The 22,651-nt window shown below is 69.5% G+C and carries 20 protein-coding genes; 13 read left to right on the top strand and 7 right to left on the bottom strand.

Annotation, left to right across the window (positions count from 1 at the left end; all coding sequences use genetic code 11):
• Nucleotides 1-160 precede the first annotated feature (160 nt).
• Entirely contained in the window at nucleotides 161-3,088 is a 2,928-nt protein-coding gene (uvrA, locus tag AC4HOU_RS19170; RefSeq protein WP_195020987.1) for an excinuclease ABC subunit UvrA, read from the top strand.
• A 38-nt stretch (nucleotides 3,089-3,126) separates the two neighbouring features.
• On the opposite strand, the gene AC4HOU_RS19165 is transcribed toward uvrA, so the two are convergent.
• The 3 genes from AC4HOU_RS19165 to AC4HOU_RS19155 all read right to left on the bottom strand — a co-directional run bounded on the left by AC4HOU_RS19165 (nucleotide 3,127) and on the right by AC4HOU_RS19155 (nucleotide 5,295).
• Nucleotides 3,127-3,831 (bottom strand): alpha/beta fold hydrolase, encoded by a 705-nt coding sequence (locus AC4HOU_RS19165; protein ID WP_195020986.1) that lies wholly within the window; start codon nucleotides 3,829-3,831, stop codon nucleotides 3,127-3,129.
• Nucleotides 3,832-4,398: 567 nt separating this feature from the next.
• Nucleotides 4,399-4,740, bottom strand: a complete 342-nt coding sequence (locus tag AC4HOU_RS19160; RefSeq protein WP_048833249.1) for a DUF1844 domain-containing protein — start codon at nucleotides 4,738-4,740, stop codon at nucleotides 4,399-4,401.
• 33 nt (nucleotides 4,741-4,773) lie between these two features.
• Nucleotides 4,774-5,295, bottom strand: coding sequence for a DinB family protein (locus AC4HOU_RS19155; RefSeq protein WP_195020985.1), 522 nt, complete (start codon nucleotides 5,293-5,295; stop codon nucleotides 4,774-4,776).
• A 375-nt stretch (nucleotides 5,296-5,670) separates the two neighbouring features.
• On the opposite strand from AC4HOU_RS19155, the gene infC reads away from it, so the two are divergent.
• From infC to AC4HOU_RS19135, 4 genes are all read left to right on the top strand, one after another.
• On the top strand, nucleotides 5,671-6,324 hold the full coding sequence (infC, locus tag AC4HOU_RS19150) for a translation initiation factor IF-3 (RefSeq protein ID WP_163813829.1): 654 nt from the start codon (nucleotides 5,671-5,673) through the stop codon (nucleotides 6,322-6,324).
• Between the two features lie 61 nt (nucleotides 6,325-6,385).
• Nucleotides 6,386-6,580 (top strand): 50S ribosomal protein L35, encoded by a 195-nt coding sequence (gene rpmI / locus AC4HOU_RS19145; RefSeq protein WP_036535836.1) that lies wholly within the window; start codon nucleotides 6,386-6,388, stop codon nucleotides 6,578-6,580.
• 102 nt (nucleotides 6,581-6,682) lie between these two features.
• Nucleotides 6,683-7,063 carry a 50S ribosomal protein L20 gene (gene rplT / locus AC4HOU_RS19140; protein WP_011208447.1) on the top strand — a complete coding sequence of 127 codons (381 nt, stop codon included), beginning with the start codon at nucleotides 6,683-6,685 and terminating at the stop codon, nucleotides 7,061-7,063.
• Between the two features lie 98 nt (nucleotides 7,064-7,161).
• Nucleotides 7,162-7,974 carry a TrmH family RNA methyltransferase gene (locus tag AC4HOU_RS19135; RefSeq protein WP_163813766.1) on the top strand — a complete coding sequence of 271 codons (813 nt, stop codon included), beginning with the start codon at nucleotides 7,162-7,164 and terminating at the stop codon, nucleotides 7,972-7,974.
• Between the two features lie 30 nt (nucleotides 7,975-8,004).
• Here the strand turns inward: AC4HOU_RS19135 and AC4HOU_RS19130 are convergent, their stop codons facing one another.
• On the bottom strand, nucleotides 8,005-8,544 hold the full coding sequence (locus AC4HOU_RS19130; protein WP_163813767.1) for a TetR/AcrR family transcriptional regulator: 540 nt from the start codon (nucleotides 8,542-8,544) through the stop codon (nucleotides 8,005-8,007).
• Between the two features lie 121 nt (nucleotides 8,545-8,665).
• Between AC4HOU_RS19130 and AC4HOU_RS19125 the strand changes: the two genes are divergently transcribed.
• From AC4HOU_RS19125 to AC4HOU_RS19100, 6 genes are all read left to right on the top strand, one after another.
• Nucleotides 8,666-10,201, top strand: coding sequence for an MFS transporter (locus AC4HOU_RS19125; RefSeq protein ID WP_195020984.1), 1,536 nt, complete (start codon nucleotides 8,666-8,668; stop codon nucleotides 10,199-10,201).
• Nucleotides 10,202-10,452: 251 nt separating this feature from the next.
• Nucleotides 10,453-11,514, top strand: coding sequence for a phenylalanine--tRNA ligase subunit alpha (pheS, locus tag AC4HOU_RS19120; protein ID WP_163813769.1), 1,062 nt, complete (start codon nucleotides 10,453-10,455; stop codon nucleotides 11,512-11,514).
• Nucleotides 11,515-11,544: 30 nt separating this feature from the next.
• Nucleotides 11,545-14,046, top strand: coding sequence for a phenylalanine--tRNA ligase subunit beta (pheT, locus tag AC4HOU_RS19115; protein ID WP_490724874.1), 2,502 nt, complete (start codon nucleotides 11,545-11,547; stop codon nucleotides 14,044-14,046).
• Nucleotides 14,047-14,183: 137 nt separating this feature from the next.
• Nucleotides 14,184-14,954, top strand: a complete 771-nt coding sequence (locus AC4HOU_RS19110) for an alpha/beta hydrolase (protein ID WP_195020982.1) — start codon at nucleotides 14,184-14,186, stop codon at nucleotides 14,952-14,954.
• A gap of 60 nt (nucleotides 14,955-15,014) precedes the next feature.
• Nucleotides 15,015-15,509 (top strand): hypothetical protein, encoded by a 495-nt coding sequence (locus tag AC4HOU_RS19105; protein ID WP_163813772.1) that lies wholly within the window; start codon nucleotides 15,015-15,017, stop codon nucleotides 15,507-15,509.
• 46 nt (nucleotides 15,510-15,555) lie between these two features.
• Nucleotides 15,556-16,587: a hypothetical protein gene (locus AC4HOU_RS19100; RefSeq protein ID WP_163813773.1), complete on the top strand. Its 1,032-nt coding sequence runs from the start codon at nucleotides 15,556-15,558 to the stop codon at nucleotides 16,585-16,587.
• 4 nt (nucleotides 16,588-16,591) lie between these two features.
• Here the strand turns inward: AC4HOU_RS19100 and AC4HOU_RS19095 are convergent, their stop codons facing one another.
• On the bottom strand, nucleotides 16,592-17,116 hold the full coding sequence (locus AC4HOU_RS19095) for a copper chaperone PCu(A)C domain-containing protein (RefSeq protein ID WP_163813774.1): 525 nt from the start codon (nucleotides 17,114-17,116) through the stop codon (nucleotides 16,592-16,594).
• Nucleotides 17,117-17,144: 28 nt separating this feature from the next.
• Complete coding sequence (locus AC4HOU_RS19090; protein WP_163813775.1) at nucleotides 17,145-17,357, bottom strand: hypothetical protein; 213 nt, start codon at nucleotides 17,355-17,357, stop codon at nucleotides 17,145-17,147.
• A 73-nt stretch (nucleotides 17,358-17,430) separates the two neighbouring features.
• On the opposite strand from AC4HOU_RS19090, the gene AC4HOU_RS19085 reads away from it, so the two are divergent.
• Together AC4HOU_RS19085 and AC4HOU_RS19080 are read left to right on the top strand one after the other, a co-directional pair.
• A complete protein-coding gene (locus tag AC4HOU_RS19085) occupies nucleotides 17,431-18,417 on the top strand; it encodes a GlxA family transcriptional regulator (RefSeq protein ID WP_195020981.1) in 987 nt (328 codons plus the stop codon).
• 93 nt (nucleotides 18,418-18,510) lie between these two features.
• Complete coding sequence (locus AC4HOU_RS19080) at nucleotides 18,511-19,410, top strand: aminoglycoside phosphotransferase family protein (protein WP_195020980.1); 900 nt, start codon at nucleotides 18,511-18,513, stop codon at nucleotides 19,408-19,410.
• A gap of 9 nt (nucleotides 19,411-19,419) precedes the next feature.
• Here the strand turns inward: AC4HOU_RS19080 and AC4HOU_RS19075 are convergent, their stop codons facing one another.
• Nucleotides 19,420-22,533: a protein kinase domain-containing protein gene (locus tag AC4HOU_RS19075; RefSeq protein WP_195020979.1), complete on the bottom strand. Its 3,114-nt coding sequence runs from the start codon at nucleotides 22,531-22,533 to the stop codon at nucleotides 19,420-19,422.
• Nucleotides 22,534-22,651 lie beyond the last annotated feature (118 nt).

Genomic DNA, 22,651 nt, shown 5'->3' with positions numbered 1-22,651 from the left:
CTCGCCGAACGGCCGTGGGGGATGGCCGAAAGTCATCTGGCGGGCCTCGCCCCTCGCCCGGGAAAACTTGTCGGTGGTCCGGCCTAGCATGGCCGCCGGGGACATATCGGCATGCCAGAACCCGGTACGCGGGACATCGAAGAGAGAAGGGACCCACCTGGTGGCGGAACGCCTCACCGTGCGCGGAGCTCGGGAGCACAACCTCAAAGGGGTCGATCTCGACCTGCCCCGCGACAGCCTGATCGTCTTCACCGGGTTGTCCGGCTCGGGCAAGTCGAGCCTGGCCTTCGACACCATCTTCGCCGAAGGTCAGCGGCGCTACGTGGAGTCGCTGTCGGCGTACGCGCGCCAGTTCCTCGGGCAGATGGACAAGCCCGATGTCGACTTCATCGAGGGGCTGTCGCCCGCGGTGTCGATCGACCAGAAATCGACCAACCGCAATCCGCGCTCCACCGTCGGCACCATCACCGAGGTCTACGACTACCTGCGTCTGCTCTATGCCCGCGCGGGCACCCCGCACTGCCCGGTGTGCGGTGAACTCATCGAGAAGCAGACCCCGCAGCAGATCGTCGATCAGGTGCTCGCGATGGAGCCCGGCATCAAGTTCCAGGTGCTCGCGCCGGTGGTGCGCACCCGCAAGGGTGAGTTCGTCGACCTGTTCGACCAGCTCAACACCCAGGGCTACGCGCGAGTGCGGGTCGACGGCGTGGTGTATCCGCTCACCGATCCGCCGAAGCTGAAGAAGCAGGAAAAGCACGATGTCGAGGTGGTCGTCGACCGCCTGGCCGTCAAGCCCGGTTCCAAGCAGCGGCTCACCGATTCCATCGAGACGGCGCTGCGGCTGGCCGACGGCATCGTGGTGCTCGATTTCGTCGACCGCGACGAACACGCTCACGACCGCGAGCGCCGTTTCTCCGAGCGGCTGGCCTGCCCCAACGGCCACCCCCTCGATATCGAGGATCTCGAGCCGCGCTCGTTCTCGTTCAACTCGCCCTACGGCGCCTGCCCGGACTGCACCGGCCTCGGCATCCGCAAAGAGGTCGATCCGGAACTGGTCGTGCCCGATCCCGATCTGAGTCTGGCCGATGGCGCGATCGCGCCCTGGTCGCGCGGACAGACGGCCGAGTACTTCACCCGGCTGCTCTCGGGTCTGGCCGAGGCCATCGGTTTCTCCATGGACACGCCCTGGCGGGAGCTGCCGGCGAAGGCCCGCAAGGCGGTGCTGGAGGGCAGCTCCGATCAGGTGCACGTCTCCTACACCAATCGGTACGGGCGCAAGCGCTCCTATTACGCCGATTTCGAAGGCGTGATGCCGTTCTTGCAGCGGCGCATGGAGAACACCGAGTCCGAGCAGATGAAGGAGCACTACGACGGGTACATGCGCGATGTGCCGTGCCCGGTCTGCAACGGTGCCCGGCTGCGTCCGGAGATTCTCGCCGTCACCCTCGCCGCCGAGGGCGAGCGCAAGTCCATCGCCGAGGTGTGCGATCTGTCCATCGGTGACTGCTCGGCGTTCCTGAACGCGCTCACCCTCGGCGAGCGCGAGGCCGCCATCGCCGGGCAGGTGCTCAAGGAGGTGCAGGCCCGGCTCGGCTTCCTGCTCGACGTCGGCCTGGAATACCTGACGCTCTCCCGCGCCGCGGCCACCCTCTCCGGTGGTGAGGCGCAGCGCATCCGGCTGGCCACTCAGATCGGCTCCGGCCTGGTGGGCGTGCTGTACGTGCTCGACGAGCCGTCCATCGGCCTGCATCAGCGCGACAACCGCAGGCTCATCGAAACGCTGACCAGGCTCAAGAGGCTCGGCAACACCCTGATCGTGGTCGAACACGACGAGGACACCATCCGCGCCTCGGACTGGGTGGTCGATATCGGCCCGCTGGCCGGTGAACACGGCGGCCGGGTGGTGCACAGCGGCCCGTACCAGGAGCTGCTCACCGACCCGAACTCGCTGACCGGCGCCTACCTGTCCGGTCGTGAGCGGATCGAGGTGCCGCTGGTGCGGCGTCCGGTGAACAAGAAGCGCCAGGTCACCGTGGTGGGTGCGAACGAGCACAACCTGAAGGGCATCGACGTCGCGTTCCCGCTCGGCGTGCTCACCGCCGTCACCGGGGTGTCCGGCTCGGGTAAGTCCACCCTGGTCAACGACATCCTCGCGACCGTGCTGGCCAACCGGCTCAACGGGGCGCGCCAGGTGCCGGGCCGGCACACCCGGGTCAACGGCCTCGACCATCTGGACAAGCTGGTCCAGGTGGACCAGTCGCCCATCGGTCGCACCCCGCGCTCCAACCCCGCCACCTACACCGGTGTGTTCGACAAGATCCGCACCCTGTTCGCCGCCACCACCGAGGCCAAGGTGCGCGGATATCAGCCGGGCCGGTTCTCGTTCAACGTCAAGGGCGGTCGCTGCGAGGCCTGCTCCGGCGACGGCACCCTCAAGATCGAGATGAACTTCCTGCCGGACGTCTATGTCCCGTGCGAGGTGTGCCACGGCGCCAGGTACAACCGGGAGACCCTCGAGGTGCACTACAAGGGCAAGACCATCGCCGAGGTGCTGGACATGCCGATCGAGGAGGCCGCGGAGTTCTTCGAGCCGGTCACCTCGATCCACCGCTATCTCAAGACCCTCGTCGACGTGGGTCTCGGATACGTGCGGCTCGGCCAGCCGGCGCCCACGCTCTCCGGCGGTGAGGCCCAGCGCGTGAAGCTGGCCGCCGAACTACAGAAACGCTCCACCGGGCGCACGGTCTACATCCTCGACGAGCCGACCACCGGGCTGCATTTCGAGGACATCCGCAAATTGGTCGGCGTTATCAACGGGCTGGTCGACAAGGGCAACACGGTGATCGTCATCGAGCACAACCTCGACGTCATCAAGACCTCGGACTGGGTGATCGACATGGGTCCCGAGGGCGGTTCCGGCGGCGGCACCGTCGTCGCCCAGGGCACACCGGAAGACATCGCAGCGGTGCCCGACAGCTACACCGGGCAATTCCTGCGTGAGGTGCTCGACAAGCCCGCCACGTCGACAGCGGCGAAACCCAAGCGCGCGACCAAGCGGGTGGCGAAGAAAGCGGCTGCGGTCGGCTGACCGCTGCGGGGTGGCGGTGCGCCGCCGCCCCGCGCGCGTCACCGCTGGGCGACGGTGTGGATCAGCTCGGCGAGCTCGTGCGGTTTCGACCACATGGGCCAGTGGCCGGTGGGCAGGTCGACGTATTCGGCGTCCATCCGGGCCAGCTCGGCGAACATCGGCATCTCGCCCTCGTCGCGTAGCTTCCCGACCACCTCGGCGGTGAAGGTATTGCAGATCACCGTGGTCGGGATCCACCGGCCCGCGGGCTGCTCGCTGAGCCGCAGCGGCGCCGTGGCCACCGCGATCGGCTCGGAGACCGCGCGGGCCCGGAAGGTCGCCAGGGCTTCCTCGTCGAGACCGGCGAGGTTGTCCCCGTCGGCGGTCAGCTCGTCCCAGTGCGGCAGTGGGTATTCGCGGGCGGCGAGGTCGAGCTCGGAGTTGAGCACGAAACCGTTCGGCAGGGGCGCGCTGTCGACATAGATCGCCCGGGAGAACCGCTCAGGGGCCAGGTCGCAGGCCAGGTAGGCGGCCGCGCCGCCGCCGGAGTGGGCGACGAGGACGGCGGGCCGGCCGTCGGTGGCCTCGACGATGGCCTCGGCCTGGCGCTCCAGGGTGGCGTCGAGCCGGTCCGCGTCGTGCGGGTCGAGGCCGGGCAGGGTCAGGGCCAGCACCTCGTCACCGTGGCGGCGCAGATCGTCCGCGACCTCGTCCCACGCCCATGCGCCCAACCAGAAACCGGGAACCAGAAGTATCCGTGCCATTCGGAGAGCATCCCATGCCGGGCCCGCCGGAGAACGCGCGGTTCCGCAGATTTCAATGAAATGTGGTGTGCGACACGATGTTTCGCAATCTCTAGGGTCGACGCCCCTGGCTTCGTCCGGTCGTGGCGACACCCGGTGACGGCGGGTAGGCGCTTTTGCCGGAAAACTGTCCTAAAAGTGAAACATGCGTGTGTAGGATCGGCCGCAACCGCGTCCCAGCAGCCTGGGGCGCGGCGATGGACAGCCGGCGCGGCCGGTGCGAACGAAAGGAATGCCCGCCATGGAAGGCGTCGACATCGGGGCCCTGATCACTCAGATCCTCGGATTTCTGAGCAGTGGCTCGTCTCTCAACTACACCCCGGGCACGCCTGCCTGAGCGCGGATCCACCGAAAGGAACCACCCATCATGAACTCAGGAAGCGCGGGCCTCGGCGACATCTTCACCGCCATCGCGAACATGCTGAGCACCGGCTCGGCCATCTCGGTGACGCCAGGGATGTGATCGACGCACGAAGGCCGGGTCCCTCGGGACCCGGCCTTCGTGGTGTCCGGCGTGCCGACGCCGCGTCAGTACACCGGACCGGTGTACTTCTCGCCCGGCCCCTTACCCGGCTCGTCGGGATGCGCCGACGATTCCCGGAAGGCCTTCTGCAACGACTGCAAGCCCTCGCGGATCGGCCCCGCGTGCGGACCCAGATACTCCACCGACGCCGTCACCAGGCCGGCCAGTGCCGTGATCACCCGCCGTGCCTCGTCCAGATCGCGGCGGCTGCTGGTCTCCGGATCCTCATCGGCCAGCCCCAGTTTCTCCGCCGCCGAACTCATCAACATCACCGCGGCCCGGCTGATCACCTCCACCGCGGGGATATCGGCCAGTTCACGCACAGAGCTGTCGGGCTGTTCAGTCATGGCTATCAGGCTAGAACCCCGGGCCGGGCCCGCTCACGCCGCCGCCCGGATCATTCGCAGCTGGCCGATCTCGGCGATGTTCTTCATGAGTTCGGCGTTGACCCACGCCACCAGGTGGGCCACCGTCAGGCCCGCCTCCGAGGGCCATGGATACGCGACGGGCGCGTCGAGATCGGCGTCGGTGAGCGCGTTCAATGCCGCCAGCCAGTCGGTGTGCAGTTGCCGGATCCGCGCGACGGCCGCCGCGCCCGTCCCCGGCCAGTGCACGCTCGCACGCGAGCGCAGCGCGCGGCCGCGCACCTGATCGAGGGCGGTGCTCCACCACCAGTCGATATGCCAGGTCAGCCACCCGATGGTCGGTACCGGGACCGGATCGGGTTCGGTCTCGGCCCAGTCCGGGCGCCAGACCCCGTCGGCGTCGGGATGGACGGTCCAGTGCGATGGGGCGAGCGTGGCGAGGACGTCGTCCTCGCTCAGGGCGTCGAGGTGATAATCGGCCAGGGCCCAGGTGAGCTCGAATTGCCAGGCCAGCAGCTCGCGGCGAGAATCAGGCACCGGGGGACGGTCGCACGCGGCCGATGCGCGGGCAAGCGATTTTCGCCGCTGCCTGTGTGCGCGCGACCCGATTGGGTTCCGGGCGGCGCAGCTGCTACGCTGTTCTGCGACGACCGCCCTGGGTGGTTCGTGCGTGTGGCCGGTGACGGTGTGCGCACGACGATGCCGGGGCAGATAAGTGGAGCCCGACTCCCACCGTTGCCGGCGAGCATTCGTACGGTACAACGGTCCGGTCGCTCGCCCTTCGCGGCGGGTTCCCGCATTGCTCTCGATGCGGGATCGCAGGTGTGATCACCTGCGATGATCGGTCGACCTCGGGCCTCGTAGCGGGAAATACCGCAACGGGGCCTTTGTGTTGAACAAGGGGTTGCAGTTATTGCCTGCGGTCGTCCGACGACACCGCTTGACCTAGGAGGCCCCATCAGCACTGAGACCCGCATCAACGATCGCATCCGCGTTCCCGAAGTCCGCCTCATCGGACCCGGCGGTGAACAGGTTGGGATCGTGCGTGTTGAAGATGCACTACGCGTCGCGCTCGAAGCCGACCTCGACCTGGTCGAGGTGGCCCCGGATGCCAGACCACCGGTCTGCAAGATCATGGACTACGGCAAGTTCAAATACGAGACCGCGCAGAAGGCGCGCGAGTCCCGGAAGAACCAGGTCCAGACCGTCATCAAGGAGCAGAAGCTCCGCCCCAAGATCGACGACCACGACTACGAGACCAAGAAGCGCAACGTGGTTCGCTTCCTCGAGGCAGGGTCCAAGGTCAAGGTCACGATCATGTTCCGGGGTCGTGAACAGTCCAGGCCCGAGCTCGGTTTCCGGTTGCTGCAGCGGCTGGCCTCCGACGTCGCGGAGTTGGGTTTCGTCGAAACCTCGGCCAAGCAGGACGGCCGGAACATGACCATGGTGCTCGCGCCGCACAAGGGCGCGAAGACGCGCGCCAAGGCGCAGCAGGACTCGGCCGCCCGCCCGCAGCCGAGCACCGCGGGGCAGGCGGAGCAGGCCGAGCAGGCCGGCCCGCAGTAATACCGATCAGAACGCCGGCGGTCCATGCGCGACCGCGGGCACGAGACAGATTGAGGAATCCATGCCGAAGATGAAGAGCCACAGCGGCGCCTCGAAGCGATTCAAGGTGTCCGGCAAGGGCAAGCTGCTGCGTCAGCAGGCGAACCGTCGCCACTTGCTCGAGCACAAGCCCACGCGCCGTACTCGTCGTCTGGACGGCAAGGAGGTCGTCGCGTCCGCCGACGTCGCTCGCGTGAAGAAGCTGCTCGGTATCTGATACCGCCGCACAGGCACGCTCGCGCGCTCCGATCACGGACGCCGACCAATCCGACAACACCCGGGCGCCCGCTCGCGCCCCCCGATCGAACAGGACTGACCAGTGGCACGCGTCAAAAGGGCCGTCAACGCTCAGAAGAAGCGCCGTTCCATCCTCGAGGCCTCCAAGGGCTACCGCGGCCAGCGCTCGCGGCTGTACCGCAAGGCCAAGGAACAGCAGCTGCACTCGCTCACCTACGCCTACCGGGACCGCCGGGCGCGCAAGGGTGACTTCCGCAAGCTGTGGATCGCCCGCATCAACGCCGCGGCGCGGCTCAACGACATCACCTACAACCGCTTCATCCAGGGCCTGAAGGCCGCCGGTGTCGAGGTCGACCGCAAGAACCTCGCCGAGCTGGCCGTCTCCGACGCCGAAGCCTTCGCCGGCCTGGTCGCCATCGCCAAGGCCGCGCTGCCGCAGGACGTCAACGCCCCGGCCGCCTGAGCCGGGTGCCGTGATTCGCGGACATCTTTCGGAACGACCCGTGGACGCGCTCGACGAGCGCAACCCACGGGTCGTTCTGCGCTGTCTGATCCCGGCGGATGATCGTGGCTGCTGAGGCGATCGAGCTGCGCAATCCGCGAATCGTGGCCGCGGTCAAGCTCCATCGCGCCGCGCAGCGCCGCAAGTCCGGCCTGTTCCTGGCCGAAGGCGCCAATTCGGTGACCGCGGCCCTGGAGACCGGACGGGTACGCGAGCTGTTCTACTCGGCCGCCGCCGCGACCCGTGAGCACGAACTCGTCGCCGGCGCCGCCGCCCAAGGGGTGCGGACCACGCTGGTGAGCGATCGGGCCGCGCAGGCGCTGGGGGAGACGGTGACGCCGCCGGGACTGGTGGCCGTCTGCGAGACGCTCGACGTCGAACCGGGCGCGGTCCTGGCCGCCGAGCCGCGCATGCTGGCGGTGCCCGTGGAGATGGCCGACCCGGGCAACGCGGGCACACTGATCCGTGTCGTCGACGCCGTCGGCGGCGACGGGGTGATCCTCGCGGGCGATTCCGTCGACCCGCACAACGGCAAATGCGTGCGCGCCGCGGCCGGCAGCCTGTTCCATGTGCCGATCGCCCGCAGCCGAGACGTCGGTGCGATCCTCGAGGACATCGCGGGCGCAGGCATCACGATCTTGGCCACCGCGGCAGGCGGCGAAGTCGATCTCGACGACGCCGACGAATTGTTCACCGGCCCCGTCGCCTGGCTGTTCGGCAACGAAGCGCACGGCCTCGATCCGGCTGTCGCCGCCCGCGCCGACCATCGGGTGCGCATCCCGATTCGGGGCCGTGCCGAAAGCCTGAATCTGGCCACCGCGGCCTCGATCTGTCTCTACGCGAACTCGCGGGTGCGCTACCGGCAGCCGTGAACGCGCCGGCCGCAAGGTACCCGGCCGGCCTCAGTCGCCGGACTTTCCCAGGTCCTCCAGGATCTCGGCCGCCCATGGCGCAGGCACCGCGTTCGGCCCCGCCACCTGCATCGACGTCATCACCGTCAGCAGCATGCCGGTGGCCATGAACCTGCGCACCTCGGTGACCGACGCGCCGGTCAGCGCACCCGCCAGATCATAGATCTGCCCGAAGCGAGCGCGGGTCTGCTCGCCGATCACCGGGTCCGCACTGGCGGCGAAGCCGTGCAGGAGCAGCTGGAGCAGTTCGCGTTCGGCGAGAAACGTGCTGTAGCCGTGGCCCAGCGTCGCCGCGGTGGGGTTCGGATCGGTCGCCGCCGCTTCCCGGAACACCGTCTCGATCCGGTCGCACACCCGGTTCAGCGCGGCGAGGAACAGCTGCTGTTTGGTGCCGAACAGCCGGATCACATACGGCTGGGACACCCCGGCCAGTCGGGCGATGTCATCGGTTTTCGTTGCCGCATAACCGGTTTCGGCGAAGGCCTGGATCGCCGCCGTCAGCACCTGCTCGCCGCGTTCGGTCGCGCTCATCCGGGTCCTTGTCGTCAAAGGTGCTCCTGATCGTCTCGTGCGGGCCATGCATTGACATGTTATCAGTCGATGCATACTCTTCTCGATATTAGTTATCAGTCGATTACAACAAGGGCTGGACATGACCGAGATACTCACCACCGCGGCGTCTGCCGCGCCACCGTCCACCGAGCGCCGCACGCCGGGCAGCCGTCCGCTGGCGGCGGTGCTGGCTGCGGTCGGCATCCCGACCTTCATGGTCACGCTGGACAACCTCGTGGTCACCAATGCGCTGCCGGTGATCCGGGCCGAACTCGGCGCCTCGCTGGCCGACCTGCAGTGGTTCGTCAACGCCTACACGCTGGCATTCGCGTCCCTGTTGCTCACCGCCTCCGCGGTCGGTGACCGGCTCGGGCGCAGGCGCATCTTCCTGGCCGGCATCGCGGTGTTCACGCTCGCGTCCGCGGCCTGCGCCGTGGCCTCCGAGCCCTGGCAGCTGATCGCCGCCCGCGCGGTGCAGGGCTTCGGGGCGGCGGCGGTCATGCCGCTGTCGTTGACGTTGCTGTCGGCGGCGGTGCCGGAGAAGATGCGCAGCGCCGCGATCGGCATCTGGGGCGGGATCACCGGCCTCGGGGTCGCGCTGGGCCCGGTGGTCGGCGGCGCCGTCGTCGACGGATTGAGCTGGCAGTGGATCTTCTGGATCAACGTGCCGATCGGTGTGCTGGCGTTGCCGTTCGCGGCCAGGATCCTGGACGAATCGCGCGGCGGTGCGCGCCGCCTGGATCCGGTCGGGCTGGTGCTGGCCTCGGCGGGCGTGCTCGCGGTGGTGTGGGGCGTGATCCATGGTGCCGAGGACGGCTGGACCTCGTCCGGTGTGCTGAGCGCGTTGATCGGCGGCGCGATCCTGCTGGCCTGCCTGGTTGCCTGGGAGTTGCGGACGCCGGATCCGATGCTTCCGCTGCGGCTGTTCCGCTCGCGCGCCTTCCGGGTGAGCAATACGACCGGCTTCACCTTCTCCGTCGGCGTCTTCGGATCGATCTTCCTGCTTGCGCAGTATTTCCAGGTGGTGCAGGGGCTGGACCCGCTGGCGGCGGGCATCCGCACGCTGCCGTGGACGTTGGCCCCGATGGTCGTCGCTCCGATCGCCGGGCTGATCGTCGATCGGGTCGGCGCACGGCAGCTGCTGGCGGCCGGGCAGGTCGCGCTGGCGGTGGCGCTGGCCTGGATGGCCACCGTCATCACCGTCGACACGAGCTACAGCGCCTTCGTCGGTCCGTTTCTGCTGGGCGGGCTCGGCATGGGCCTGACCTTCGCCCCCGGCGCCACCGTGGTGATGGCCGCCGCCGACCCGGAGGACCGCGCGATCGCCTCCGGCACCAACAACACCGTCCGCGAGGTCGGCGTCGCGATGGGGGTCGCGGTACTGGCGTCGGTGTTCGCCTCGCACGGTTCCTACCTCGACCCGCAGCGCTATGTCGACGGCCTGGTCCCCGCGGTGTGGGTGGGCGCCGCGATCGTCGCGGTCGGCGCGTTCGTCGCGCTGCTGTTGCCCAGCCGGATCGAACCGGCGGGTTCCGCCGAAGCGCCCGGCCGCAAGGCCGGAACCAGCGACGCGGAGTCGCTCGACGCTCGGTTCCATCCGGCCGAGGACGGCGAGGTACCGGTCGGCACCGCCTGACCGCCCGTCCCGGTACGCCCGGTGGTCCACGGCGACCACCGGGCCGCCGGTATGGGGCCGACACACCGCGCACGCTGCCGAGTCGACACGCCGACCAGCGCGAGGGCGGCGCTAGCACAACACCCGCGCCCGGCCCGAGGTAATCCGGATGAATCGCCCGATCCGCATCGCATACGATTCGACCAGCAGCAATGTGGGTAAGGAATGGTCCGCACCCGGAGAACCGATCCCCAGGGGAGAGACGAACGATCGTGGGCGACGACAAGAGCGCAGTCGAGCAGAACGCCTCGCTGACCGAGGAGGCATTGGCCGCGGCCGCGGCGGCGGCCGAGAAAGCGTTCGCGGCGGCCGCCGACCTGGATGCGCTCGCGGTCGCCAAGACCGAGCACATCGGCGGCAAGTCACCCATCGCGCTGGCCCAGCGTGCCCTCGGCACGCTGCCCAAGACGGAGAAGGCCGACGCCGGCAAGCGCGTCAACGTGGCGCGCACCCGGGTCTCGGAGGCCTTCGAGGCCCGGCGCGCGGCGCTGCTGGCCGAACGCGACGCCGCGGTGCTGGTCGCCGAGAGCATCGACGTCACCCTGCCCGCGCGCAGGCAGCCGGTGGGCGCCCGGCATCCGATCACCGTCATCTCCGAGCAGATCGCCGATGTGTTCGTCGCGATGGGCTGGGAGGTCGCCGAGGGCCCCGAGGTGGAGACCGAGCACTTCAACTTCGATGCGCTCAACTTCCTGCCCGACCACCCCGCGCGCACCATGCAGGACACCTTCCACATCGCGCCCGAGGGATCGCGGCAGGTGCTGCGCACCCACACCTCGCCGGTGCAGGTGCGCTCGATGCTGGAACGCGAACTGCCGATCTATGTCGTGTGCCCGGGCCGCACCTTCCGCACCGATGAGCTCGACGCCACCCACACCCCGGTCTTCTCGCAGGTCGAGGGTCTTGCGGTGGACAAGGGCCTGACCATGGCGCATCTGCGCGGCACGCTGGACGCGTTCGCGCGCGCACTGTTCGGTCCCGAGACGCGGACCCGCATGCGCCCCAACTACTTCCCCTTCACCGAGCCCTCCGCCGAGGTCGACGTGTGGTTCCCGGACAAGAAGGGCGGCGCGGGCTGGGTCGAATGGGGCGGCTGCGGCATGGTGAACCCGAAGGTGCTCATCGCCAGCGGGATCGACCCCGAGGAGTACAGCGGTTTCGCGTTCGGCATGGGCCTGGAGCGGACCCTGCAGTTCCGCAACGGCATTCCGGATATGCGCGACATCGTCGAGGGCGACGTGCGGTTCACGCTGCCCTTCGGTATCCGGTCCTGACCACCTTCGATCGAGAGAGCGAAACGTCAAGTGCGAGTAGCGCAGTCCTGGCTGACCGACATCATCGCGCGCACCGCCCCCGAGTGGTCGGTGACGCCCGAGGAACTCGACGCCGGATTCGTCCGCGTCGGCCTCGAGGTCGAGGAAGTCGACACCCTGCAGCGGGTGGGCGGTGAGATCGAGAAGCCGCTGGTGGTCGGCCGCGTCCTGGAGATCACCGAGCTCACCGAGTTCAAGAAGCCGATCCGCTTCTGCAAGGTCGACGTCGGCAATCCCGAGCCGCAGGAAATCGTCTGCGGTGCCCGTAATTTCGCCGTCGGCGATCTGGTGGTCGTGGTGCTGCCCGGTGGCGTGCTGCCGGGTGGTTTCGCCATCTCCTCGCGCAAGACCTACGGCCATGTCTCCAACGGCATGATCTGTTCGGTCGCCGAACTCGGTATCGGCAAGGATCATTCGGGCATTCTGGTGCTCGAGCCCGGTACCGCCGAGCCCGGCGCCGACGCCAACGAGCTGCTCGGTCTCGACGACACCGTCATCGAACTCAACATCACCCCCGACCGCGGCTACTGCTTCTCGGTGCGCGGTCTGGCGCGCGAGCTGGCCTGCGGTTTCGACCTGGAATACGCCGATCCCGCGGTGCGCACGCTGCCCGACGACGAGGCCGATGCCTGGCCGGTGCGGCTGGAGCCGGAATCGCAGTGCACCCGGTTCGCGGTGCGCCGGGTCACCGGGATCGATCCGAACGCGGTGAGCCCGTGGTGGTTGCAGCGGCGGCTGCTGCTGTCAGGGGTGCGGCCGATCTCGCCCGCGGTCGACGTCACCAACTATGTGATGCTCGAACTGGGCCAGCCGCTGCACGCCTTCGACGCCGCCAAGCTGAGCGGTGGCCTGGTGGTGCGCCCGGCGAACGCGGGGGAGACCCTGCGCACCCTCGATGACACCGAGCGCGCCCTGGACGCCGAGGACATCGTGATCGCCGACGATTCCGGGGTCATCTCGCTGGCCGGTGTGATGGGCGGTGCCAGCACCGAGGTGTCGGCGGAATCCACCGATATCGTGCTCGAGGCCGCGACCTGGAATCCGCTGCTGGTCTACCGCACCGCGCGCAGGCACAAGCTGGTCTCCGAGGCGAGCAAGCGCTACGAGCGGGTGGTCGATCCGGAGATCAACGTCGCCGCGCTCGACCGCGCCGCCACGCTGCTGGCCGAGATCGCCGGCGGCACCATCGAATCCGCGCTCACCGACATCCGGGTGCCGCTGCCCGCGCCCGAGCCGATCCACATGGACATCGACCTCGCCGACCGGGTGGCCGGCGTGACCTACCCGACCGGCACGTCCGCGCGGCGGCTGGCGCAGATCGGCTGCACCGTCGAGGTCGATGTGCCCGAGTCCGGTCACGGCCAGCTCGTGGTCACCGCGCCGAGCTGGCGTCCGGACCTGACCCAGCCCGCCGACCTGGTGGAGGAGGTGCTGCGGCTGGAGGGTCTCGAGCAGATCCCGTCGGTGCTGCCCGCAGCCCCCGCAGGCCGTGGCCTGACCCCCACCCAGCGGCGCCGTCGCGCGGTGAGCCGCGCGCTGGCCTTCGCCGGGGCCGTCGAGGTGCCGCCGCCGGTGTTCCTGCCTGCCGGGGTGTTCGACACCTGGGGCCTGGACGCCGACGATCCGCGCCGCACCACCACCTCGGTGCTCAACCCGCTCGATGTCGAGCGCCCCGAACTGGCCACCACGCTGCTGCCCGGCCTGCTCGAGGTCGCCGGACGCAATATCTCGCGCGGCGCGAAGGACCTGGCCATCTACGGCATCGCGCAGGTCGTGCTGCCGGGCCCGGACACCCGCCCGGTCGACCCGCTGCCGGTGGATCGGCGTCCGACCGATGACGAGATCGCCGAACTGCTGGCCTCGCTGCCCGACCAGCCGGTGCACGTCGCCGCCGTGCTGAGCGGACGCCGGGAACCGCGCGGCCCGTGGGGTGAGGGTCGCCCGGCCGAGGCCGCCGACGCCTTCGCCTTGGCCGATGCCGTCGCCGACGCCGCCGGAGTGGTCATCGAACGCCGGGCCGGGGCGTACCTGCCGTGGCATCCGGGCCGCTGCGCCGAACTGGTGGTCGACGGTGTGGTCGTCGGGCATGCCGGTGAGCTGCATCCGGCGGTGCTGGAGCGTTCCGGGTTGCCGCCGCGCACCTGTGCCTTCGAGTTGAACCTGGACGCGCTGCCGTTGCGCGAGGCGCGTCCGGTGCCGGTGGTCTCGCCGTTCCCCGCAGTGCTGCAAGACGTTTCGGTGAGCGTGGACAAGGCCGTACCGGCCGCCCGGGTGGAGTCCGCGCTGCGCGGTGGCGGCGGCGAGCTGCTCGAGGACATCGCGCTGTTCGACGTCTACGAGGGCGCGCAGGCCGGTGAGGGCCGCAAATCGCTCACCTACGCGCTGCGATTCCGTGCCCCGGATCGCACCCTGACCGAAGACGAGGCCAGCGCCGCGCGCGATGCGGCGGTGGCGGCGGCGTCGGAGGCGGTCGGCGCGGTGCTGCGCGGATAACTACCTGGTGTCCACGGCCCGGCCCGCCTTCGATCGGCGGCCGGGCCGCGGCATGTGTCGGCCTCGCCAGGTACCGATGCCGGGTGCCGGGTATCCGGCGGGATGAAGGCCGGCCCCGGATGCGGTAGGACTAGAGCATGCGTCACCCGGCAACTCCCGTCCTGAACGCGCTGGTTTTCCAACCACAACCGCGGCGGATCGAGCAGACCCCGGCGCGGCTCGGCCTGGACTACGCCGAACTGTCCATCCCGACCGCCGATGGTGAGACACTGCACGGCTGGTGGGTGCGGGCGCCGCGGTCGATCGGGCATGTGCTGTACGCGCACGGCAACGGCGGCAATATCGGCGACCGGGTGCCGATCTACGCGCTGCTGGCCGAGGCCGGGTTCGATGTGCTCGCCTTCGACTATCGCGGCTACGGCCGCAGCACCGGACGGCCCAGCGAACGCGGCACCGCACTGGATGCCCGAGCGGCCCGCACGATCCTGCTCGGCCAGCCCGGCGTCGATCCGGGGCGGGTGCTGTATCTGGGCGAATCACTCGGCGGGGCGGTGATGCTCGAGCTCGCACTCGCGCATCCGCCCGCGGGCCTGATCCTGATGTCCACCTTCACCGGGATGCGCGAGGCCGCCCGCGCGGTATATCCCTTCCTTCCCGCGCCGCTCGTTCCGGACGCGTACCCGAGCCTGCGGCGCATCCCGCAATTGCGCGCGCCGCTGCTGCTCATGCACGGTGACCAGGACGAACTATTGCCGTTGCGGCATGCGCGGATGCTGTACGAGGCCGCGCCCGAGCCCAAGAAACTGGTCATCTATCCGGGAGCGGGCCACAACGACATCGTCGTCTTGGCGGCCGGGCACTGGATCGACACCATCGAAAGCTGGGCTCGCACGGTCTGCCCGACCTGACCGCTGGCCGGTGCCCGCGATCAGGTGCGGCAGCGCGCGGCGCATGCGTAGCCTGACGGTATGAGCGAGTTCACCGAGATCACCGAGCGGTTGGCGCAGCTGCCGGATGCCGACCTGCTCGCCGTCATCCGCATCGCGACCGCGGGCCGGGCGGCGCTCGCACCGGTGCACGAAGCCGCGGCCGACATGCCCGCCGAAACCGGTCATGTGCATCCGCACCCGGATGTGTCTCCTATCACTCGCATCGACGCCACGCATGATCCGGCCGTGTCCGGAACCGCATCGGGGCAGGTCGGAGCGGTATCGCCGGTACCGCCGGTACCGGGTTCGCCGGGACTGTCCGGGACGGCCGGATATTCCTCCGGCGGCGTACCTACTTTCGAGTCAGTTCGGGATAAAGTCGAGCAGCGCTACGGCACCGCGCAGGGGATGGGTGAACTCGATCGGCAGACCCCGGCGGGCCGCAGCGCCGACGAACAGTGGCAGGCGCGCGAAGAGGCCGCGCGTGAGCGCCTGGAGCAGATCCGGAAATCGTTGCGCGACAACGACGAGTAATCCGTCCGTGGTCTGGCCGGCGCCGGACGACGAATGGGTGGACCAGATGACCGAGCCGCGTGACATCGCCGAACGGCTGCTCGACGCTCAGGTGGAATTCCTGCTGGCCGAGGTGAGTGGCGACCGCTTCACCGAGGTCGTCGCCCGGGACGTGGCGGCGGTGCTCGAGGTCGCCGACACCATCGTCTTCCGTGACGTGGTGTCGATCGAACAGGCCGAGGCCACCGTCGCCACCGTCATCGACCTCATCGGCGGCAGCCCGGTGATCGCCGATATGGTCGGCGTCTTCGCCGACGCCATCTACGACAACATCTCCGGCAGCCACGACTACACCCTCGGCCAGGTCGTCGAGCGTGAGCCGGTGGAGGCGCTGCTGGAGAAGATCTTCGCCATGCATCAGGCCCAGGAGCGCATCCTGGACCGGCTCACCGAGAGCCCGCTGGTGGCCACCGTCGCCTCGAAGTTCGTCGATAAGCTGATCAACGATTTCATGCAGGCCAACCGGGAACGCGCGGAGAAGATCCCCGGCGTTTCCTCGCTGATGTCGCTGGGGCAGTCGGCGGCCAACCGGGCCAAGAAGGTCGCCGCCGACAACACCTTCATCGGCGATATGGCGGGCAAGGGCGCGCTGTTCGCGCTGCGCCGCACCAACAACGCCATCCGCGAGATGCTGCGCGATGCCCCGGTGCACGGCGCGGCGATGGAATTCTGGGATCTGCACGCCGACGAGCCGGTCAGCGGCCTGCGCGATTACCTCACTCAGAAGGACCTGCGCGAACTCGTGCTGATCTGCTACGAGATCGCGGTCACCACGCGGGAGAAGGAGTACTTCGGCCTGCTCGTCGACGAATGCGTGCAGGTTTTCTTCAGCAAGTACGGCGATTACACCCTCGGCGCGATGCTGCCCGAACTCGGTCTCACCGCCGAGGACATCAGCACCGAAATCCTGCGCTACGGGCCCGCGGTGATCGAGGCGGCCAAGAAGAACGGGGTGCTCGCTGGATTGATCCGGGAGCGGCTGGAACCGTTCTATCTGTCCGATCAGGTGCTGGGCATCCTGGGCGGCGCCGAGCGCTGATCGCCTACTCCGACAGCTGCGTCGGGCAGGAGTCGATCGGGACGGCGACGGTGACCGTGCCGGACCGATCGAAGGTGAAGGTCATCTCGACGTGCTTACCGGGCCGCACCGAATCGGCCGGATCCATCAGCGTGACCCGGATCGGCTGGTCCGGTGCCGAGGGTTGCCGCACCTGCTCGACCGGCTGCCCCGCGGTCAGCATCGTTTCCGGGCGCAGCGTCAGCTGCTGCTGGGTGGCCTGGATGCGGACCGATTCGGCCGCCGGGGTGTCGATGGAGACCAGGCGATCGGAGTCGGTCGGGCTGTTGTTCACGGCCGCGAACGCCAGCATCGCCGGCGCGTCGGCCTGGATGACGCACTGGCCGGGCACCACCGCGGGCACGATGTGCACGTTGCGCAGGGTGATGTCGCCGGTGCGCGCCTCGCTACCGGCCGCGTGCGAACTCGATTCGCCCGGTGCGTCGTCGGTGCCGCACCCCGCTACCAGTAGCAGGGCTGCGAGGGTCGCAAGGGTTGCTCCGCGTCTCATACCGGCGGAATAGCCGGATCGGCCGCGCTCAACCAACAGCACCTCGCCCGGCGGCGGCTCGGTCGTCGCGAGCAGGGTGGCCGGGCGGCACGGGCAGGCCGTGGCGCACCCGCGAGAACGCGTCCACGCCGCCGGCGATCTGGCGGACGGTATTGCGCAGCGCCCGTCCGGCCCGGCGGCCGCGATCTCGGGCCCGGCGCGGCGGCGTGGCGGTTTCCCTCGATGGCGTGCGAGTGGTCATGACTCGACGATCGCACTGCCCGCCCGACGTCGCGAGTGGCAGAATCGACATAAAGTGATGGGATTTTGCCACCATGAACGATCCGACCGACACCTTGCGCAAGCCCTCCATCGCGGTACCACTCGTCGACGGAATGACGTTGTTCGAGATCGGCATGCCACTGGAAGCCCTTGGATACGACTGGGATCCGGGCGCGCCGCCGCTGTATGACGTGACGCTGTGCGGCGATACGCGCGGCGTCCGCACCCACACCGGCGCGCGCCTGCACCCACAGCGACCGCTGAGCGCGCTGTCGGCCGCCGCCACCGTGCTGGTTCCCGCCGTGCCGCCGGGCCGCTCGGTCGGTGCGCCGCTGGTGCGGCAGCTGCGCGCGGCAGCCCGGCGGGGTGCCCGCATCGCCGCACTGTGCACCGGGACCTTCGCGCTCGCCGAGGCCGGGCTGCTCGATGGCCGCCGGGCCACCACGCACTGGCGGCACGCACCGCTGCTGCAACGGATGTACCCGGCCGTCGAGGTCGACGCACGCGCCATCTACCTCGAAGACGACGGCATATTCACCAGCGCCGGTTCTGCCGCCGGACTGGATCTGTGCCTGCACCTGATCCGCCAGGACCACGGCGAGCGCGCGGCCAACACCATCGCCCGCAACCTCGTCATCGCCGCGCACCGCGACGGCGATCAGGCCCAATACGTGCACGCCGAACCCCTCGACGCGGCCGCCACCTGGCTCGACGAGCTGCGCACCTGGCTGCGCGGGCAGCTGCGGCACCCGATCAGCCTCGCCGAGCTGAGCCGCGCCGCGAATATGTCACCGCGCACGCTCGCGCGGCACTTCGACCGCGATATCGGCACCACCCCGATGCGCTGGGTCGCGGCCGAACGCCTGGCTGCGGCCAGGGAACTGCTCGAAACCACCGATTTCACGGTCGACCGGATCGCCTCGGAGGCGGGCTTCGGCTCGCCGGTCACCTTCCGCGCGGTCTTCACCCACGATGTCGGCATCTCGCCGAGCCGCTATCGGGCGAAGTTCGCGGCCGCCGCCCAGCGCACCCGGTCGTAGACCCTCGCCGGCTCGCCCCGCCTCCTGGGGCGCGGGGCTGTGGTCCCGATGGCGTACACCCGGCGCGGCGGTCGGCGTCCTTAGAGTCGAGGAGTGATCGCGATCCCGGAGGACTTCGTGCGTGAGACCGTCGGCAGGGAAGGGGAATCCGGGCAGCGGTGGATCGCCGCGCTGCCCGCCCTCGTCGACGAACTGCTGCACCGGTGGTCGTGCGTGCCGGATGGGCCGGTGCTGCACGGGCGGGTGGGGCTGGTGGTGCCGGTCCGGCGGGCGGATCTGCCGCCCGCGGTGCTGAAGGTGTCGTTCCCGCATCCGGGCAACGTGTTCGAACCGCACGCGTTCGCCGCCTGGGCCGGGCGCGGCGCGGTCCGGTTGTTCGAACGCGACGACGATCGGTTCGCGATGCTGCTCGAACGTGCCTGCGGCACCCTGGCCGAGATCGAGGATTTCGATACCGCGGTGTCGGCCATCGGGCAGGTGTCGCGCCGGCTCGCGGTCGAAGCCCCGCCCGGGCTTCCGCTGCTGGCCGATCTCACCGCCGAGTGGGCCACCGAAATAACCGAGCTCTCCATGGAATTCGGCGATCCGCTGCCGCCGCGTGTGCGTGACGCCGCCCTGGAAACCCTGCGCGATCTCGGCCCGGATCAGCCGGGCACGCTCGTCCACGGCGACCTGCACGATGCGAATGTGTTGCTCGGGGACCGCGAGCCGTTCCTGGCGATCGACCCGAAGGGCTACGTCGGCGACCCCGCGTACGACACGTTCACCGTTATCCGCAGCCTGCGTTTCGCGCATCTGCTGTTCGCGCCCGACGCGGTGCCGCAGCTGCTGCGCGGGCTCGAAATATTTTGCGAGGCGGCCGAACTCGACCGCGAGCGGGCCCGCAGGTGGGCGCAGGTGCGGGCGGTCGAGTCCACGCTGTGGGGCCGGCGGCACGGGGACGAGGCGTGGTTGATCGACGTCACCGATCGGTTGGCCGCCGCCCTCGGGTAGCCGCGGCCATCAGCGGCTGATCACCTGCACCGACGGACCGTCGGCCACGTAGACGGTGTGCGAGGTGGGATCGACCGCGATGTCCTCGGCGCTCTGCCCGGCCACGAGCTCGATCGAGCCGATCTGGGTCCGCGTCTGCGTGTCGATCAGCTGAACGTCGGTGTAGTTGGCGATATACACGGTGTGTTCGCTCGGGTCGATGGCGATATCGAGGGCATTGCCGTCGGCTGTGGGGGCGGCCAGCAGTGCACCACTCTTCGGGTCGATGATCGACAGTGACCGGTCTTCGGAGTCGTTCCCGCCGTACGCGGTCACATAGACGGTGTGCGTGGCTGGATCCACCGTGACATCGAGCGGGCTCGTGTAGTCGTCGTAAGTGGGGATGTCCAGGCTGCCGGTGACAGTGTTGCTCCTGGTGTCGATCATCATCAGGCCCTGGTCCGCGACGACGTAGAGGGTGTCGGCGCCGGGATCGAGGGCAGCTTTGCGAGTGCTGCTGTCGACCGGAATGGTCGCGGTCACCGTCCGAGTGCCGGTATCGATGATCGACACCTGGCTGCCACCGATGACGTAGATCGTCGCCGAATCGGGATCGACGATCACCGACTGCGGGTCGTAGCCGACGGGAATCGTGGCGACGTCTCGGTGCGTTCCGGTGTCGATCAGCGTCACTGTGCGCTCGCCGCGGTCGGTCACGTAGAGCGTGCCGCGGCCCGGGTCGACCGCCACACCACCGGTTTCGGGACCGACGGGAATGGTCGCGACGACCGTGTTCGTCCCGGTATCGATCACCGACACCGGTCCGCCGAGATTGCCCCTGACGTAGGCCTTCCGGCCGGCCGGATCGAGCGCGATGTCGTGTGCTCCCGCCGGCACCTCGATGGCGGAGGTGATCGCGGGCATGCGCTCCCGGCCGGATCTCGACTCGGCCTGGGTGACGGCCACGGCGACACCGACAACCGCCACCACGGCCAGGGCCGCCGCACCGATCATGACCTCGGTGCTCGTCCGGCTCGTGGGCCCGAGGTCGGAATCGGTTGCGGTCGTCCGGGCCTCGGCTCTCGGAGGAACCGCCGAACCAGGGTCGGGCCAGGGGCCGGCCACCCGTGCACCGGCGTCGGCGGGCGCCGCATGCGGGGCCACCTCCGTGACCGCGTGGCGTGAGTCGGCGGCAGAAGACGGAGCCGAGCGGGTGGTGTCCATGCGTGGGTCCAGCTGGGCGGCACCCGCATGCGGGACGGGGTTGATGGCCGGATGCGGGGCGTCGACAGCGTGATTCGACGGTGTGTGCGAGATATCGATGCCGCCCGCGCCCGGTGGCAGCATCGTCTCTGCGATCGCCCCCCGCACGACCACCGAGCCGATCATCTTGTCGGCGAGGGTCTGCGCCTTGGCATCCCAGAGCGGGAACAGGAATCCGAGGTAGCACGGCAGGGCATCCACGATGTGCGCGAGTTGCCGCCCGACGGATGTGCCGACGCCGAGCGGGCGGCCCGTCTGCGCGCCGACCACCGAGATACCGACGACCTGCTTGCCCCAGGTCTGCCCGGACCTGCCCTGCCGGAATCCGACGTTCCAGAGCAGATACGCCAGCAGCGCCGCATAGCAGAGCATCATCACCGCGACGCCACCGCCGGTGCTCTCGCCGGGAGAGGGGCTCGATGCCCGCATGAGCCCCATACCCGAGCCCGTGAGCAGGCCCGCGGGCAGACCGTCCAGCAGCGCGGCGCCCACCCGCTGCGTCCAGGAGGCGTACGCCATCGCGGTGCCACCGCCACCGGAACCAGCGCCGCCCGGTCCTGGCACCACCGCGCGGCGCGGCGCGCCGGCGGCCACGCCGACGCCCATCAGCACGGCCGCCGCAGCGAACACGATCAGCAACACCAGCGCACGACTCACCCCCAGCATGGTCAGCACATCGGCGGTGACATCGGCGGGCCAATCGCCGAGCGCCATCGGAAAAGCCGCGACGAACAGCACGCAGGCGAACACGATGACGGTGGAGCGCCTGCGCACGATCAGGGCGCGGACCGCAAGCGCCGCCACCGCCGCCAGCACCAACACCGGGAGCCAGTAATCGGGAAAGCTTCGCGAGTGCGGCTCACCGTAGCTCGCCAACGCCGCGATCAGCCGCGCCGACGACAGTCCGCAGACCACCACGAGGCAGGCCACCGCAAGCCCGCCGATCCCCGGTTCGCGGGTGGCGACCGGTTCGTGCGTCGCGTGCGAAGCCCGCACGGTGGGCGCCACCGACCCACCGGACACCGCCTCCTGCCGCCCCGAGCTCGCATCCACCGGTCCGACCGGATCGAGCGCACGCCGGGCGGCCACCGCGAACTCGCCGGCACTGCGATAGCGCTGATCCGCCGACTTGGCCATCCCGCGCGCGATCACCGCGTCGAGGGCGGCGGGAACCTCGTCCCGGGCGCGGCTGGGACGCGGCGGTTCGGCGGTGAGATGGGCGGCGATCTGCTCGGCTACCACGGTGCCGGGGAAAGGCCGAGCGCCGGTGAGGCATTCGTAGAGCACGCAGGCAAGGGAGTAGAGGTCGGCGCGGGCGTCGGTCTGCTGTCCTGGCGTGAAGCGTTCCGGTGCCATGTAGGCGAAGGTGCCGAGGGTGGTGCCGACGCTGGTCATCGCGGTCGCGGAATCGTCGCGGGCGATGCCGAAATCGATCAGATAGGCGAAATCGCGATCGCCGAGCACGATGTTGGACGGTTTGACATCGCGGTGCACCAGCCCGGCGGCGTGCGCGGCGTCGAGCGCGGCGGCCACCTGTTCGATGACGTGCACCGCCCGCTCGGGCCTCAGCGGACCGCGCTCGGCGAGCACGGTGGCCAGATCCACGCCGTCGATCAGGCGCATATCGAGGAACAGCCGTCCGCCGATCTCGCCGTAGTCGTGGATCGGCACGATATGCGGTTCGCTGAGCCGGGCCGCGGCATGGGCTTCCCGCCGGAATCGTTCGCGGAATTCCCGATTGCCCGCCAGTGCCTCGGGCAGGACCTTCAGCGCGACCGTGCGCTCTGTCGCCGTATCGAACGCCTCGTATACCCGCCCCATGCCGCCCTCGCCGATGATCCGGCCCAAGCGGTATCGACCGAACGGCTCCCCGTCCACCATCTCGCCCTCCCGTTGCGTGCCGGGCCATGGGATCTGGCGCCGACGCGCAGAACGATACCGAACAGGGTGTGCCGAAGCCGGTGTCCGCGCGCGACGGCAGCTGATCGTCGAGCGCCGC

This window comes from Nocardia sp. JCM 38205, from assembly GCF_058222935.1.
Note: the sequence above shows the minus strand (reverse complement) of the source record. Positions and strands in the feature narration are given on the sequence as shown.

Excerpts from the sequence above, each read along its gene's own strand:
- AC4HOU_RS19165 (WP_195020986.1), bottom strand. The coding sequence starts at position 3,831 with ATGGCACGGATACTTCTGGTTCCCGGTTTCTGGTTGGGCGCATGGGCG.
- AC4HOU_RS19160 (WP_048833249.1), bottom strand. The coding sequence starts at position 4,740 with ATGACTGAACAGCCCGACAGCTCTGTGCGTGAACTGGCCGATATCCCC.
- rpmI (WP_036535836.1), top strand. The coding sequence starts at position 6,386 with ATGCCGAAGATGAAGAGCCACAGCGGCGCCTCGAAGCGATTCAAGGTG.
- AC4HOU_RS19135 (WP_163813766.1), top strand. The coding sequence starts at position 7,162 with ATGATCGTGGCTGCTGAGGCGATCGAGCTGCGCAATCCGCGAATCGTG.
- AC4HOU_RS19130 (WP_163813767.1), bottom strand. The coding sequence starts at position 8,544 with ATGAGCGCGACCGAACGCGGCGAGCAGGTGCTGACGGCGGCGATCCAG.
- AC4HOU_RS19125 (WP_195020984.1), top strand. The coding sequence starts at position 8,666 with ATGACCGAGATACTCACCACCGCGGCGTCTGCCGCGCCACCGTCCACC.
- AC4HOU_RS19110 (WP_195020982.1), top strand. The coding sequence starts at position 14,184 with ATGCGTCACCCGGCAACTCCCGTCCTGAACGCGCTGGTTTTCCAACCA.
- AC4HOU_RS19105 (WP_163813772.1), top strand. The coding sequence starts at position 15,015 with ATGAGCGAGTTCACCGAGATCACCGAGCGGTTGGCGCAGCTGCCGGAT.
- AC4HOU_RS19100 (WP_163813773.1), top strand. The coding sequence starts at position 15,556 with ATGACCGAGCCGCGTGACATCGCCGAACGGCTGCTCGACGCTCAGGTG.
- AC4HOU_RS19095 (WP_163813774.1), bottom strand. The coding sequence starts at position 17,116 with ATGAGACGCGGAGCAACCCTTGCGACCCTCGCAGCCCTGCTACTGGTA.
- AC4HOU_RS19090 (WP_163813775.1), bottom strand. The coding sequence starts at position 17,357 with ATGACCACTCGCACGCCATCGAGGGAAACCGCCACGCCGCCGCGCCGG.
- AC4HOU_RS19085 (WP_195020981.1), top strand. The coding sequence starts at position 17,431 with ATGAACGATCCGACCGACACCTTGCGCAAGCCCTCCATCGCGGTACCA.
- AC4HOU_RS19075 (WP_195020979.1), bottom strand. The coding sequence starts at position 22,533 with ATGGTGGACGGGGAGCCGTTCGGTCGATACCGCTTGGGCCGGATCATC.